This window comes from Rhodococcus sp. TAF43, assembly GCF_052113525.1.
Classification (GTDB): Bacteria; Actinomycetota; Actinomycetes; order Mycobacteriales; family Mycobacteriaceae; genus Prescottella.
Genome location: NZ_JBFRDL010000053.1, coordinates 16026 through 31210 on the forward strand (window position 1 = coordinate 16026; position 15185 = coordinate 31210).

Annotated in this window: 13 protein-coding genes; 5 read left to right on the plus strand and 8 right to left on the minus strand. The window is 68.8% G+C overall.

All coding sequences use genetic code 11. The annotated features are described in order from the left end of the window. Positions 1 to 72: 72 nt before the first annotated feature. From pyrE to AB4Z09_RS24610, 7 genes are all read right to left on the minus strand, one after another. Complete coding sequence (gene pyrE, locus AB4Z09_RS24580) at positions 73 to 606, minus strand: orotate phosphoribosyltransferase (protein WP_114721592.1); 534 nt, start codon at positions 604 to 606, stop codon at positions 73 to 75. 84 nt (positions 607 to 690) lie between these two features. After that, positions 691 to 1254: a LemA family protein gene (locus AB4Z09_RS24585; RefSeq protein ID WP_254622638.1), complete on the minus strand. Its 564-nt coding sequence runs from the start codon at positions 1252 to 1254 to the stop codon at positions 691 to 693. A gap of 79 nt (positions 1255 to 1333) precedes the next feature. Continuing rightward, positions 1334 to 2011 carry a hypothetical protein gene (locus tag AB4Z09_RS24590; protein WP_174913010.1) on the minus strand — a complete coding sequence of 226 codons (678 nt, stop codon included), beginning with the start codon at positions 2009 to 2011 and terminating at the stop codon, positions 1334 to 1336. A 53-nt stretch (positions 2012 to 2064) separates the two neighbouring features. Further along, positions 2065 to 2952: a DUF5666 domain-containing protein gene (locus AB4Z09_RS24595; RefSeq protein WP_174913013.1), complete on the minus strand. Its 888-nt coding sequence runs from the start codon at positions 2950 to 2952 to the stop codon at positions 2065 to 2067. Positions 2953 to 3022: 70 nt separating this feature from the next. Beyond that, positions 3023 to 3616: a TetR family transcriptional regulator gene (locus AB4Z09_RS24600; protein ID WP_254622639.1), complete on the minus strand. Its 594-nt coding sequence runs from the start codon at positions 3614 to 3616 to the stop codon at positions 3023 to 3025. After that, positions 3600 to 5165, minus strand: a complete 1566-nt coding sequence (locus tag AB4Z09_RS24605; protein WP_442240882.1) for a DHA2 family efflux MFS transporter permease subunit — start codon at positions 5163 to 5165, stop codon at positions 3600 to 3602. Before AB4Z09_RS24605 ends, AB4Z09_RS24600 begins: the two co-directional genes overlap by 17 nt. Positions 5166 to 5267: 102 nt before the next feature. Continuing rightward, a complete protein-coding gene (locus tag AB4Z09_RS24610) occupies positions 5268 to 5651 on the minus strand; it encodes an RNA-binding S4 domain-containing protein (protein WP_442240883.1) in 384 nt (127 codons plus the stop codon). A gap of 266 nt (positions 5652 to 5917) precedes the next feature. On the opposite strand from AB4Z09_RS24610, the gene AB4Z09_RS24615 reads away from it, so the two are divergent. The 3 genes from AB4Z09_RS24615 (at position 5918) to AB4Z09_RS24625 (ending at position 9380) form a co-directional block, all read left to right on the plus strand. Further along, positions 5918 to 7540: a flavin-containing monooxygenase gene (locus tag AB4Z09_RS24615; protein ID WP_429516048.1), complete on the plus strand. Its 1623-nt coding sequence runs from the start codon at positions 5918 to 5920 to the stop codon at positions 7538 to 7540. Positions 7541 to 7720: 180 nt separating this feature from the next. Next, positions 7721 to 8665, plus strand: coding sequence for an esterase/lipase family protein (locus tag AB4Z09_RS24620; RefSeq protein ID WP_114721576.1), 945 nt, complete (start codon positions 7721 to 7723; stop codon positions 8663 to 8665). Positions 8666 to 8801: 136 nt separating this feature from the next. Further along, the gene (locus AB4Z09_RS24625) at positions 8802 to 9380 is read left to right on the plus strand and encodes a DUF1707 SHOCT-like domain-containing protein (protein WP_429516050.1); all 579 of its coding nucleotides are present in this window, start codon (positions 8802 to 8804) and stop codon (positions 9378 to 9380) included. 59 nt (positions 9381 to 9439) lie between these two features. On the opposite strand, the gene clpB is transcribed toward AB4Z09_RS24625, so the two are convergent. Then, positions 9440 to 11992, minus strand: coding sequence for an ATP-dependent chaperone ClpB (gene clpB / locus AB4Z09_RS24630; RefSeq protein WP_442240884.1), 2553 nt, complete (start codon positions 11990 to 11992; stop codon positions 9440 to 9442). A gap of 244 nt (positions 11993 to 12236) precedes the next feature. Here clpB and AB4Z09_RS24635 point away from each other — a divergent pair, with 244 nt between their 5' ends. Both AB4Z09_RS24635 and AB4Z09_RS24640 read left to right on the plus strand, forming a co-directional pair. After that, positions 12237 to 13400, plus strand: a complete 1164-nt coding sequence (locus AB4Z09_RS24635; protein ID WP_174913029.1) for an FAD-binding oxidoreductase — start codon at positions 12237 to 12239, stop codon at positions 13398 to 13400. Positions 13401 to 13852: 452 nt separating this feature from the next. After that, positions 13853 to 15070, plus strand: coding sequence for an ABC transporter substrate-binding protein (locus tag AB4Z09_RS24640; protein ID WP_442240885.1), 1218 nt, complete (start codon positions 13853 to 13855; stop codon positions 15068 to 15070). Positions 15071 to 15185 lie beyond the last annotated feature (115 nt).

Here is a 15185-nt window from a genome sequence, read left to right on the forward strand (position 1 = left end):
AGTGCATTGCCGGGTACCGCACTACCGAGCCCGGGGGCCCGCTACGAGTGCCGTTGCAGTACTAGCTCAGAACTAGCTCAGACCCAGGTCGTCGAGACCCAGTAGCGAGCGGTACTCGAGTCCCTCGGCGGCGATGATCGCGTCGGCGCCGGTGGCCCGGTCGACGACGGTGGCGACACCCACCACGATGGCGCCCGCGTCACGCAGCGCCTTGACGGCGGTGAGCGGCGAGTTGCCGGTGGTGGTGGTGTCCTCGACGACCAGGACGCGCTTGCCGACGACGTCGGGGCCCTCGATCTGGCGCTGCATGCCGTGCGCCTTGGCGGCCTTGCGGACCACGAACGCGTCGATCGGGCGTCCCTCCGCATGCATGACGGCCATCGCGACCGGGTCGGCGCCCATCGTCAGACCGCCGACGGACACGAAATCCCAGTCGGCGACCAGTTCGCGCAGCAGCTTGCCGATCAGCGGGCCGGCGCGGTGGTGCAGCGTCGCGCGGCGCAGGTCCACGTAGTAGTCGGCTTCCTTGCCCGAGGACAAGGTCACCTTTCCGTGCACCACCGCCAGCTCGCGCACCAGCGCAGCGAGCTCGTCGCGATCCGTCATCGGCCGCTCCCATCACCTTTGAAGTCAGACATATTTCGTCGGGTCGAGCCTAGCGAGGGGGCCCGGTCACAGTGCCTGCGGCCCTCAGGCCGCGACATCGGCGACGCCGTCGTCCCCGGCGTCCGCATCCTTCGTTCCCGACGTGGGCACCTCGAGGATCGTCGCCTCGAACGGCTGCGCCCCCACGATCCCGATTCTGCGCGCGATCAGCCCTGTCGGGAACGTCGTGAGCGAGCGGTCGAGGCGTCCGGCCATGTCGTTGTAGACCTGGATCGCGCCGGCCAGCCGCGCCTCGGTCTGTTCGATCTCGTGGCTCGGCCGCGTGAACGCCCAGTCGTTGCGCAGCGCCGGGTAACGGTTGGCGGTGGCGAGCAGGGACTGCAGCGCCTCGGACAACGCATTCTCGGCGCCAGCCTGCCGGCGCGGGTCGAGGTCCTCCTCGCGGATCCGCATGGCCAGGCTGCGGGCCCCCGACACGGTGTTCACGAGCTCACGGCCCACCGTCTCCGCGGCGGCCAGGACCAGGCCGGGGATGTATTGGTACCGGCGATCGAGCTCGACGTGGACCAACCCGAGGGCCGCACGCACGCTGGCGTCGGTCCGGCGGAGCTGCCGGACGGAGACCGTCACCCAGACCGCAGCACTCACTACAGCCACAACAAGAACAAGAACAACACCCGACACAACAACCACAGATGCGGAATCTACTGGGACGGGGCGGAGGCCGCTATTCGACGGGCTCCTGCGCCACCGGGCGACCCGGATCGTGCGCGGCGGGCTCCATGGCCGGCGGTTCGGTGGCGGGCGGTAGCACCCGGAGCATTCCCGACAGCCGGGCCACGGCCTCGATCGCCGCGTCCCAGTCCCGCCCGGAGCTGCCTACCGGCAGCGAGCCCAGCGTCCACTGGCCCTCGCTCCACAGCATCTGCAGCTGCGGCGGCACCGTCTCGGTGAACGCCACCATGCGCTGGTCGCACACCCGGCGCGCGATCTCGAGATCGGTCGCGAACACCACGCGCGGCCCGATCGCCCCGAGCAGGTTCAGGTCGGTGTCGCGCGGCGGCGGGGTCGACTTCAGACGCAGGTCGATGTCGACGTCCGAGCCCACCTCGCGGTGCACCGCGACGATCGTGGCGGTGTCCTCGAGGTCGAAGAGCACGAACTGCTCACCCCGGCGGATACCCCGCACGACGTCCACCGCACCGAGATACTCCTGCTTGGACAGGGCCGCACGATGCCACTCCGACGGCAGATGGTCGTCGGAGGAGTTGTACGTGTATCCCTGCGCCTTCGCCCAGATCTGCCGGACTCGACCGGTCTGGTCGCGTCGCGAACGATCGACATAGAGCAGCGCGACAGCACCCGCGAGCGCTATCACTGCCAATCCGAACCACATAGCCGTCATCGAGGGTCAGCCTAGCCACTCCCGGGCCTGATCCGGGCATCCGGTGCCGCGCGTCAGTTACCGAAGTTGGGAAGTGTCGTGCCGATGATCAACTTCGCGGTGACGGCGCCGCCCTCGACCTTGTCACCCTGCACCAGCACCGATTCGCCGGGCTTCAGATCGGCGATGGTGTTCGCGGTGAGGGAGATCAGCGTGGTGTCGGCAGTGGTGAACACGGTGACCTTGGTTCCGCCGATCGAGTCGACGGTGAGCGTGCCGCCGTCGTTGGCGGTGATGGTGCCCATCGCCGTGCCCGCCTTGCCGATCAATTCGCCGACACCGCCGGGAATGCTCTCGAGCGGGGACGTCGTGTCGGGCGCCGACGTGGGTGGCGCGGTGCTGCGTGGCTGCCCGGGCACCGTCGGTGCCGACGTGCGGATCGACGGGGCCGAGGCGGTGGTCGAGTTGTCGGGGCCGCCGCTGTTCAGCAGGAACCCGATGCCCAGGCCGAGCGCCAGCAGCACGGCGCCGGCGCCGACGGCCGCCCACAGGCCCACCCTGCGGCCGGGCTTGTGCTCGGGCGTGGTCTCGATGGACGGCACCTCACCGGTCGGCGGCTGGCCGGGCGGCGGATAGCCGGGCGGCGGGTACCCGCCCTGCGCGTAGTACGTCGGGTACGCCTGCGTCGGATTCGACAGCGGAGCCTGCGGATCGAGGCGCGGGTCGTACGTGGGATACGCCTGGGTCGCATTCGGCGGCGGCGAACCGTACGCCTGGTAGGGATCGGCCGTGTAGTACTGCTCGGTGGGCTGGTCCGGGGCAACCGGCGGAATCTGCTGTGTGCTGTCGTCGCCGGTACGTGCCCACTGGACGGTCTCGTCCGACGGCCGCGCCTGTTCGGCTGGGTCGTACGCGCGTTCCTGCGGGGTGCGGGGATCGCGCGGATCCTCGGGGTTCGTCATGGTGCGAGACACCTACTCTCTTCGGCCGACAGTTCAGGGTAGAGCCGGATTCTGAGATGCGTCTGAAACCTCACGAGAGGGGCATACCCTGCTCGAGGAATTCGATCGCCCGCACGAATACGGCCAGATCCGGCGGATCTGCGGCATCACCGCCGACGGCGCCCAGCACGGCGCCCGCGATGACACCGGCGAGAACCCGAACCTCGAACTCGTCGGCGGGTCGGCCGACGCGAGAACCGATCGCGTCCGCGAGGACGCCGATCGATCGGGTGAGCTCACCGATCATCGCCGCGCGCAGTTCGGGCACACCGAACAGCAACCGCTGCCGGGTGCGTTCCGCCTCTCGCTCCTCCGCCGAGAGCGCCGACAGGACCTGCTCGAAGGCCTGCCGACACGCGGTCAGCGGGGGCACCTCCGGCGGCTGCGCGGCGACGGCCTCGAGGATCGGCGCATCGAGGTCGTCGATGAGGATCAACTGCTCCTTGCTCGGGAAGTAGCGGAAGAACGTGCTCGGTGAGACTTCCGCGGCGGCCGCGATCTGCTCGACGGTGGTCGCGGCGTAACCCTGTTCGGTGAACAGCCGCATCGCGTGCTCGCGAATCTGGGCCCGCGTCCGGAGCTTCTTCCGTTCGCGCAGTCCCAACTGCTCAGTCGACGTGCTCATGCGCCCAGTGTTCCTCATCGACGGACGAGTCGGCCTCGGTCTCGACCTGTCGGCGCACGGGCAGCCCGATGATCGCGATCACCCCGCCGACGACCGCGAGCGCGGCACTGACCCACAGCGCCGAGACCATGCCGTGCACGAAAGCCGCCTGTACCTGCTCCTCGAGCGTGGGCAGATTCAGCGACCGGGCCACGGCCACACCACTGCTCACCGAATCCGAGACCGCGGGCTGCGCGGGCTCCGGCAGCGCCGTGGACGGCAGGTGCGAGTGATAGCCGGCGGCGAGGACGGTGCCCAGCACGGCGACGCCGATGGTTCCGCCGGCCTGCCGAAGCGCTTGCACCAGAGCCGATCCCGCCCCGGATCGTTCGGGCGACAGCGCGCCGATCGCGGCAGCCATCGCGGTGGGCATCACCAGTCCCAGCCCCACCCCGGCGATCGTCAGCCACGTCGCGGCCGGCCCGTAGCCGGAGTCGACGGTCATGGTGGTGCCGAGCAGGCACGCTCCGACCAGCGCCGCGAATCCGAGGGCGATGAGCGTTCCCGGGCCCAGAATTCGGGCCAGCAGGTCGGCGAGTCGAGTGCCCAGGACCAGTCCGGCGATCATCGGCAGCAACCGCACCCCGATACCGAGCGCGTCGGCCCCCAACACCGAGCCCAGATACAGCGGCAGCGAGAACAGCAGGCCGAACATCACGAAGTTCACGAGCGTCGTCAGCCCCGCGCCGAACGCGTAGTCCCGATCGGCGAGCAGCGCGAGGTCGACGAGCGGGTTCCCGGACCGGCTCTGCCACAACAGGAACGCCGCTAACAGCACGACACCCGCACCGAGAGACACCAGGACCTGGTCGGTACCCCAGCCGTCGCTGCCGGCGGTGATGAAGCCGTAGGTCAGGGCCAGCAGTCCGGTGGAGGAGAGCAGCGCGCCGGCGACGTCGAAACGTCCGGGCGCACTGCTGCGCGACTCGGGCACCAGGAGCGCGACCGAGACGAGGCCGACGCACACCAGCGGGACGTTCACGAGAAACACCGAACCCCACCAGAAGTGCCCGAGCAGCCACCCACCGAGGATCGGACCGAGCGGCAACCCGAGCGCGGTGGCGGTGACCCAGATCGTCAGCGCCCGCTGCTGCTCCGCCTTGTCGGGGAACAGGATCGGCAGCACCGCCATCGACATCGGCATGATCGCGGCAGCGGCGAGTCCGAGCACCGCACGGGCGCCGATCAGCTGCGCACCGGTCTGTGAGTAGGCGCACGCGAGCGACGCGAGACCGAACAGCGCCATCGCGATCAGCAGCAACTTCCGTCGTCCGATCCGGTCCCCGAAACTGCCGGCGGGCAGCAGGGCCGCGGCGAGCACCAGGGTGTAGGACGTCGAGAACCACTGCAGCGACGACGTGGTCGCGTCGAGGTCCCGGGCGAGCGTGGGCAGCGCGACCGTGAGCACCATCAGGTCGATGCCGATCGCGAAGACCGCGACCGACAGCGCCGTCAGGGCCCACCAGCGGCGGCGGGACGTGGCAGAAACAGAACCCGAGGTCGAAATCATGAGAGAACCTCCGAATTGGCACCTCATTCCTTTTGAAAGTGTCTGCCACTTTCTCGGGGGTGTCAACGGTCCCGGGGGTCTCGATCGGATCGCGGATCCGGCCTACAACCCGCGGAGTTTCTCCAGGTCGCGCCGCTCGCGCTTGGTGGGGCGGCCCGCACCGCGATCGCGGCGGGGCTGCGACGCCATCACCTCGGGCGAGGGCGGCGGCGGGCTGTTGTCCTGCATGCACTCGGCGGCGACCGGCGGGCCGACCCGCTTCGTGATGGGCCGCACCACGACGACGATCCGCTCGACACCGGAGACCCGCACGCGCACCTCGTCGCCGGGCTTGACCTGCACGGACGCCTTCGCCGGCGTGCCGTTCACCCGGACATGACCGGACCGGCACGCGGTGGCCGCCTGGGACCGGGTCTTGAACAGCCGCACCGCCCAGGTCCAACTGTCCACGCGGGCGCTCGTCGCGTCAGGAGTAGGGGTAGGCACGACGCCAGGTTACCGAGGTCGCGGAGGGCCCTCCTTGCGTCCCTCGTGGCGGGAACCTTCCCCGCCCCGGCTCGGGACACATCCGCCCTGCAAGACGCCGTTTTCGTCGAGCGCCGAAGGTCCCTGTTCCGCCGAAACGACCCGCTGGGCGGGATGGTCCGCTGCCCAGGCATGCCACCCCGCCATAGCGTGGATTCATCGCAGGGACCGCGGGGTCTGGTCCATCTTCAGGGTCGGGCACCTCGCGCTCATGGAAGGACTCTTCAGTGAACGGACAGGATTCGGCACCCATCACCGCCTCGTACGACGCCGTGGTCGTGGGCGCGGGCATCGCCGGCGTGTACGCCGTCTACCGGCTCCGCAAGCAGGGCTTGACGGTGCGCGCGTTCGAGGCCGCCAGCGGCGTGGGCGGGGTGTGGTTCTGGAATCGCTACCCGGGCGCCCGCTGCGACGTCGAATCCGTCGACTACTCGTACTCCTTCTCCCCCGAACTCGAGCAGGAATGGGACTGGAGCGAGAAGTACGCCACCCAGCCCGAGATCCTCCGGTACATCAACCACGTCGCGGATCGTTTCGACATCCGTCGTGACATCCAGTTCGAAACCCGGGTCACCTCAGCGGTTCTCGACGAGGACACGCTGCGGTGGACGGTGAGCACCGACCGCGGCGACGTCGTGTCGGCCCGTTTCTTCGTCGTCGCCGCCGGCCCGCTGTCGAACGCCAACACCCCCGACTTCGCCGGCCTGGACACGTTCACCGGCGACGTCTTCCACACCGCGTACTGGCCGCACGAGGGCGTCGACTTCACCGGCAAGCGTGTCGGTGTGATCGGCACCGGATCGTCCGGGATCCAGTCCATCCCGCACATCGCCGAGCAGGCCGAGCGCCTGTTCGTATTCCAGCGGTCCGCGAACTACTCCGTGCCCGCGGGCAACGCCCCGCTCGACGACGCCACCCGCGCCGAGCAGAAGGCGACCTACGCCGAGCGTCGCCGGTTGTCGCGGGAGTCCGGCGGCGGATCCCCGCACCGCGCGATCCCCCACTCCGCCCTCGAGCTGTCCGAGGAGGAGCGCCGCGCCGCCTACGAGGAGCGCTGGCAACTCGGCGGCGTCCTGTATTCCAAGACGTTCCCCGACCAGCTCACCGACCTCGCCGCGAACGACACCGCTCGGCAGTTCTGGGAGGAGAAGGTCCGCGCCGTCATCGACGATCCGGCGATCGCGGAACTGCTGATTCCCACCGATCACGCGATCGGCGCCAAGCGCATTGTCACCGACAGCGGCTACTACGAGACCTACAACCGCGACAACGTCGAACTGGTGAACCTCAAGGCCGCGCCGATCGTCGGCATGGACGAGCACGGCATCGACACCACCGACGCGCACTACGACCTCGACGCGATCGTCCTCGCCACCGGATTCGACGCGATGACCGGCTCGCTCGAGAAGCTCGAGATCGTCGGACGCGGCGGCCGCAGCCTGAAGGAGAAGTGGGCTGCGGGCCCCGAGACCTACCTCGGTCTCGGCATCGACGGCTTCCCGAACTTCTTCAACCTCACCGGCCCCGGCAGCCCGTCGGTGCTCGCGAACATGGTGCTGCACTCCGAACTCCACGTCGATTGGGTGGCCGACGCCATCGCCTACCTCGACGACCGCGGCGCCGCCGGCATCGAGGGCACCCCCGAGTCCGTCGCCGACTGGGTCGAGGAATGCCGCACCCGCGCCGAGGCGTCCCTGCTCAACACCGCGAACTCCTGGTACCTCGGCGCCAACATCCCCGGCCGTCCGCGGGTGTTCATGCCGTTCCTCGGCGGTTTCTCCGCCTACCGCGAGATCATCACCGAGGTCGCCGAATCCGGCTACAAGGGCTTCGCGATCCTCGAAGCCTGAGTCGCACCGCTCCATGCGCGGCCCGGCACCTCATAGAAGGTGTCGGGCCGAAGTGCATCGCGAGCTGTCGGCGGCGGGGACCACATGTGTTTCAGTCCACGATTTTCACGTTACGGGCGGTATCGCCTGTGTTAGGTTCCTCGAGCGGTCGGGACGGCACACCGGACGAAGGGACACTACGTGCGAAAGTTGTTCGCAGGGCTGGTAATCGCGGTTTCGGGAGCACTACTGATCGGCGGCACGGCCGGGGCGGCTCCCGCTCCCCCGTTGCCGGTGCCGGACGGATTCTTCTCCGGCATCCTGCCGGAGTTGACCAATCCCGCCGGATCGCTGCCCGGTTCCAACGACTTCTCGTGCAAGCCGACGGCCGAGCACCCCGAACCGGTGATCCTGGTGCACGGCACCGGCGGCGGACAGCAGACCAACTGGGGCAAGTACGCACCTCTGCTCGCGAACGAGGGGTACTGCGTCTTCTCCCTGACGTACGGCGGCGTGCCGGGCATGCCGTGGCCGGTCAGCGCGATCGGCGGGATGCTGCCGATCGAGCAGAGTGCGCAGCAGTTCGGCGACTTCGTCGACCGCGTGCTCGCGTCGACCGGCGCGACGAAGGTGAACCTCGTCGGGCACTCGCAGGGCACGCTGATGCCCAGCTACTACCTGAAGTTCCTCGGCGGTGCCGACAAGGTCGACAAGTACGTCTCGCTGGCGCCGCTGTGGAAGGGCATCGACGCCCTCGGCGTCTCCCAACTGGCTCCGACGGTCAAACGCTTGGGACTGCAAGAGGTTCAGGCGCAGACGGTCGAGCAGCTGTGCGGGGCGTGCTTCCAGATGGCGGCCGGCACCGACTTCATGAACAAGATGAACGAGGGCGGGCCCTACGTCCCGCAGGTGACGTACACCAACATCATGACCCGCTACGACGAGGCCGTCGTGCCGTATACGGCCGGCTTCGTCGAGGCCCCGAACGCCACCAACATCGTCGTACAGGACGCCTGTTCACTGGACTACGCCGAACACGCGGGCATCGCCGCGGATCCGATCGCCGCGACGCACGTCCTCAACGCACTCGACCCGGAGCATCCGCGGCCGGTCCCGTGCTTCTTCGTCCCGCCGTTCACGGGCTGACCAGGCCTGCACGTCGACCGGGTCGTCGAATCCGGCTGCAAGAGTTTCACGACCGAGTAGGCGACCCCGAGACGGTGTGTGACCGGCGGCTACCATCGAACCCACACGATTCGGGTCCGACTGGGAGGTGACGGCGGTGACCGGCACATCCGGCGACGGTGGTCTGCGACTGAGTGACGACGAGCGCCTGCACGCGCTGAATGCGATCGGCGAGCACTACGCGGCAGGACGATTGGACGTCGACGAGTTCTACGAGCGCACCGGCAGCATCGCGGACGCACGCACGCTCGACGGCGTGCAGCAATCGTTCCGGGATCTGCCCGGCGGCGTACCCCTGCGCGCGGACGGCGGCGCAATCGTCAAGGTGCCGTTCACCGTCAGCGGTACGGCCGACGCCGCCATGCCGGCGTCGCAGCAGAGCACGGAGACCGAGCTCGCGTCACTGCTGCGGCGCGGCAAGTGGATCGAATCGCTCGACTGGCTCGTACTCGGCCTCACCCTGGTGGCGTTCCTGATCCTGAACAACGTCGTCGACTGGGACTACGCGTGGGTGGTGTGGCCCAGCCTGATCGTCACACTCGGCCTACCGCGGATGATCCTGGGGTTCAGCGACTCGGACGAGGAGCTCTACGGCGAGCTCAAGGAGTCCGAGGACGAGGCACGCAAGAAGCGGTTACGCGAGGCCGCGGAGCGAATCAAGGAACTCGAGGCCTGACGGCCCGTGCGCCTAGCCGGTAGCTGCTACTACCGACAAGGCGCACGGGCGCGCAGCGCCTAGCCGAGCACCAGGTGATCGCCGTCCTCGGAGACGGTCACCGGCACCGTGTCGCCGTCGCGGACGGTACCCGCGAGCAGCAGCTTCGCCAGCTGGTCGCCGATGGCCTGCTGGATGAGGCGGCGCAGCGGACGCGCGCCGTACAGCGGGTCGTAGCCGCGCACAGCGAGCCAGAACCGGGCCGAGTCCGCCACCTCGAGCGCGAGCCGTCGGGCCGCGAGCCGGGCCGCCAGCTGATCCAGCTGGATGTCGACGATCGACTCGAGCTGCTCCTCCGACAGCGGGTCGAAGACGACGACGTCGTCGAGCCGGTTGACGAACTCCGGCTTGAACGCCGAACGCACCGCCGCCATCACCTGCTCACGGTCGCCGCCCGCACCCAGGTTGGAAGTGAGGATCAGGATCGTGTTCCGGAAGTCGACCGTGCGGCCCTGACCGTCGGTGAGCCGGCCGTCGTCGAGCACCTGGAGCAGGATGTCGAACACGTCCGGGTGTGCCTTCTCGACCTCGTCGAACAGCACGACGGTGTACGGCCGTCGGCGCACCGCCTCGGTGAGCTGGCCACCCGATTCGTAACCGACGTAGCCGGGGGGCGCACCGACGAGCCGCGCGACCGAGTGCTTCTCGCTGTACTCGGACATGTCGATCCGCACCATCGCGCGTTCGTCGTCGAACAGGAACTCGGCCAACGCCTTCGCGAGCTCGGTCTTGCCGACGCCGGTGGGACCGAGGAACAGGAACGAGCCGGTGGGCCGGTTGGGGTCGGCGACGCCGGCCCGGGCGCGGCGCACCGCGTCGGACACCGCCTGCACCGCGTCCGCCTGTCCGACCACGCGCTTGCCGAGTTCGGTCTCCATGCGCAGCAGCTTGGCGGTCTCGCCCTCCATCATGCGGCCGGCGGGGATGCCGGTCCACGCGGACACGACGTCGGCGACGTCGTCGGGACCCACCTCCTCCTTGAGCATGACGGCACCGTCGGACGCCCCGTCCGACACGGCCGCGGCGGCCTCGAGTTGCTTCTCCAGCTCGGGAATCCGGCCGTACCGCAGTTCGGCGACCTTGCCGAGGTCGCCGTCGCGTTCGGCGCGATCCTCCTCGCCGCGCAGCGCCTCGAGCTGTTCCTTGACCTCGCGCACCGAGTCGATGGCGTTCTTCTCGTTCTGCCACCGGGCGGTGAGCTGGCGCAGCTTCTCCCGATCGTCGGCGAGTTCCTCGCGCAGCTTCTCGAGCCGGTCCTGGGAGGCCGCGTCGGTCTCCTTGGTCAGCGCCATCTCCTCGATCTCGAGACGACGCACGACGCGCTCCACCTCGTCGATCTCGACGGGCCGCGAGTCGATCTCCATGCGCAGCCGCGACGCGGCCTCGTCGACGAGGTCGATGGCCTTGTCCGGCAGGAAGCGCGAGGTGATGTAGCGGTCCGACAGGGTCGCGGCGGCAACGAGCGCCGAGTCGGTGATGCGCACGCCGTGGTGCACCTCGTACCGCTCCTTGAGTCCGCGCAGAATGCCGACGGTGTCCTCCACCGACGGCTCGCCCACGAGGACCTGCTGGAAGCGTCGTTCGAGCGCGGCGTCCTTCTCGATGTACTGGCGGTACTCGTCGAGCGTGGTGGCGCCGACCAGCCGCAGCTCACCGCGGGCGAGCATCGGCTTGATCATGTTGCCGGCGTCCATCGCCGACTCGCCGGTCGCACCGGCGCCGACGATGGTGTGCAGCTCGTCGATGAACGTGATGACCTGGCCGGCCGAGTTCTTGATGTCGTCGAGCACGGCCTTGAGCCGTTCCTCGAACTCGCCGCGGTACTTGGCACCGGCCACCATCGATCCGAGGTCGAGCGAGATGACGGTCTTGCCGCGCAGGGACTCCGGGACGTCCCCGGCGACGATGCGCTGCGCGAGACCCTCGACGATCGCGGTCTTGCCGACGCCCGGCTCGCCGATGAGCACCGGGTTGTTCTTGGTGCGACGGCTCAGCACCTGCACCACGCGCCGGATCTCGGTGTCCCGCCCGATCACCGGGTCGAGCTTGCCCTCGCGGGCCTGCGCGGTGAGGTCGGTCGAGTACTTCTCGAGCGCCTGATAGCTGCCCTCCGGGTCCGGGCTGGTGACGCGCGCGCTGCCGCGGACGGCGGTGAACGCGTCCCGCAGCGCCTCGGGGGTGGCGCCGTGCCCGACGAGGAGCTTGGCGACATCGGAATCTCCGGACGCGAGACCCACCATGACGTGCTCGGTGGAGACGTACTCGTCGTCGAGTTCGGTGGCGAGGTGCTGCGCGGCGGTGATCGCGGCGATCGCCTCGCGGCCGAGTTGCGGCTGGGTGGTGGCGCCGGTGGCGCGCGGCAGCCGGTCCACCATCACCTGGGCCTCACGTCGAACCACGGTGGGATCGACGCCGACGGCCTTGAGCAGCGGTGCGGCGATGCCGTCGGTCTGGTCGAGCAGCGCCACCAGCAGGTGCGCGGGACGGATGTCCGGGTTGCCTGCTGCGGACGCCGACTGCAACGCAGCCGTCAGCGCGGCCTGGGTCTTGGTGGTGGGGGAGAATGAGTCCACTGGTCACCTTCCTTGCGACGAACGAACAAGATCATTGTGCCGTGCCGGAGGATTCCGATCGGCTGTCGTTCTCCTCAACGAACGAAATGTTGAGTCTGTTCCGCTCAACTTCGGAATTCTTCGGGAATTCTCACCCGGGTTAGGCGAGGCCCACAACCGGACGGTCTCGTCGGCGGTGCACACTGGTAACCGGCTCCGATCCTCGACTGCGGTCGGAGCCGATCCGCATGCAAGGGAGGACGACGTGGAACCGGCCGAGATCAGTCTCATTCGTGCACAATTTGCGGCCGTCACCTCGTCTACCGACACCCGCGACCGCTTCGCCCACACCTTCTACACCCAGTTCTTCGGCCGCATCCCGCAGAGCCGCTCGCTGTTCCCGGCCGGGATGGACGGCCAGCGGGTCAAGCTCGTCGCGGCGGTCGAGTTCATCGTCCGCGGGCTCGACGACACCGACCGACTGCTGCCGTTCCTCGCGCAGCTGGGCCGCGATCATCGCAAGTACGGGGTGCAGCGCGAGCACTACGCGGCCGCCGGCAACGCACTGCTCGACGCGATGCGCGACGCCGACTCCGACGGGCCGTGGGGCCCGCACAGCGATGCCGCGTGGCGCGAGCTGATCGCCCTGATCACCACCACGATGTCCGATGCCGCCGACGCCGACGACTTCCCCGCGCTGTGGGAGGCGACCGTCGTCAGCCACGAGCGGGTGCTGCGGGACCTCGCGATCATCCGGCTCGAGTCCGACTCCCCGATCCCCTACTCCGCCGGGCAGTACCTCAGCGTCCAGATCCCGCAGCGGCCCCAGATGTGGCGATACCTGTCGCCGGCGATGCCCACCAACCCGTTCGGCCAGCTCGAGTTCCACGTCCGGCGCGTGTCCGGCGGTTGGGTGAGCCCCGCGATGGTCAACGAGACCGCGGTCGGCGACCGCTGGCAGCTCAGTTCCCCGCTCGGCGGTCTGCACGTGGACCGCGACTCCGGCCAGGACGTCCTGATGATCGCCGGCGGCACCGGACTCGCGCCGCTGCGCGCACAGATCATGGACATGGCCCATCGCGGCATCAACCCGCGGGTGCACCTGTTCGTCGGCGGCACGTACCCGTGCGACCTGTACGACATCGAGACGCTGTGGCACCTGTCGCTGAGCAACCCTTGGCTCACGGTCGTGCCCGTCACCGAGGAAGACGAGAACCCCTGGTGGCACCCGTACCCCAGCCCCGAACCGCCGCCGGGAATGCACCAGCGCCTGCTCGGCCCGCTGGGCCGAGTGGTGGGGCAGTTCGGAACCTGGGCCGACCGGCAGGTGCAGATCTGCGGTTCCCCGGCGATGGTGAAGACCACCGCATACGCGCTACAGCGGACCGGCACACCGGCGTCGTCGATCTCCCACGACCCACTGCGCTGAYGGGGCACAGTCGAGGCATGGACGACCTCCCACCGATGCCACCGGTCGACAACACCGACCCCGACTCGTCCGACACGACGTCCGGCTGGGTGATCGCAACGTGGTTGACGACGATCGTGGCCGCAGGCACTCCACAACCATCGCGTCACCACCGGCATACGCCCGGGAACCTGAATCCGCCTGCGCCGAGCAAACCGACCGGTCAGCGGGAGACTCCGTAGGCGCTGCGCCGCACCCGCTCTAGCGTCGATCCCAACGAGTACGAGCCGGACCCGACACCGGGTTCCGGCCCGCTCCTGCACGCTCACATGCATTCAATAATGTTGCCTCACAAGCTTTCTCCGCCTTCCCGAGGCGGAACAGGCTATTGACGTAATCCACGTCACACCCTTAGCGTCAGCGCGCCCAGGCAATCGCCTGGCATCGGCCGTGCCCATTCGGAGGGATCCTGCATGAAGATTCGGCATTCTGCGTTCATCGCGGCACTGGCGGCCTCCGCCGTCGCCGTCGCCGGCTGCTCCGGCTCGGCGTCCGGCGAGGACGCCTCGGACGGCGGCCCCTACCGTGTCCTGGTCACCGGGGCGATCAGTGGCCAGGGTTCGTTGGCGGCGAATGCCCAGACCTCGATCCTGGCCGCGAAGGCCGGCGTCGAGGAGGTCAACAAGAACGGCGGAATCGCCGGGCGCACGGTGGAACTCACCGTCGTCGACGACGGCGGTGACGCCACCAAGGCGGTGTCCAACCTGCGCGACGCGGTGAACTCCGGCAAGAAGCCGGACCTCTACCTCAACTCGGGCCCGTCCACGGTCTCGGCGGCGACGCTGCCGATCCTGAAGCAGAACAAGATCCTGTCGTTCAACGTCGGCCCCACCGACAACTCGTCCGATCCGAGCGAGTTCCCCCTCAACTTCGACCTGTCGCCCTCACCCACCGAGTACGCCGTCTCCCTCGCCCGGTACGCGAAGAGCAAGGGCTACCAGCAGGTGGGTGTCATCCACGGAAGCAGCGCCTACGGTGAGGCATTCGGTAAGGCGATGGACTCCGCCCTCTCCGACGAGGGCGTCAGCATGTCGGCCACCGAGGAGTACGACGTGGCCGCACTGGACATGACCGCCCAGTTGCAGGCGCTGAAGAACAAGGGCACGCAGGCGCTGGTCATCGACGCGTACGGCGCGCCACTGGGTTACCTGCTCACGAGCCTCGAGCGACTGGACTGGAACATCCCGTTGATCGGCAACACCTCGGTCTCCGGCACTGCCCTGATCGCGAGGCCCGCGCCGGACGGGGCTCTGGGCACGCGGGCCGATTCCAACCTGGTGATGCAGGTGTTCCCGAGCACCGTCTACGACGCCGCGGACACGACGGTGAACACGATGGTGTCGTCGATGGCATCGATGGGGTCGATTCCTTCGACGCTCATCCTCGCCGACAACTACGACCCGTTCGGGCTCGTTGCGGCCGCGGCCGACAAGGTCGGCTCCGCCGCGGATCCGCAGAAGCTCGCCGAGGCGCTCGAGACCCAGGAAGTTCTCGACAACGCGCGAACGGCGTTCCTCCCGCGCTACCACTACTCGCCGGAATCGCACGCGCCCAACCTGGCCGACGACGGGTACCGGTTCGTGTCGCCGAGCAAGCTGCTCAACGGCCAGTACGGCAATCCCGCCGCGTGATCGCGGAGACGCCATGACGATCCAGCCACTGCACGCGCCGCCGGCATCCATCTGCGGTCCGCCGAGACCGCGGCTTCTTCTACTCGTACTGGCACCCACCGGGGCCGTGTTCGGG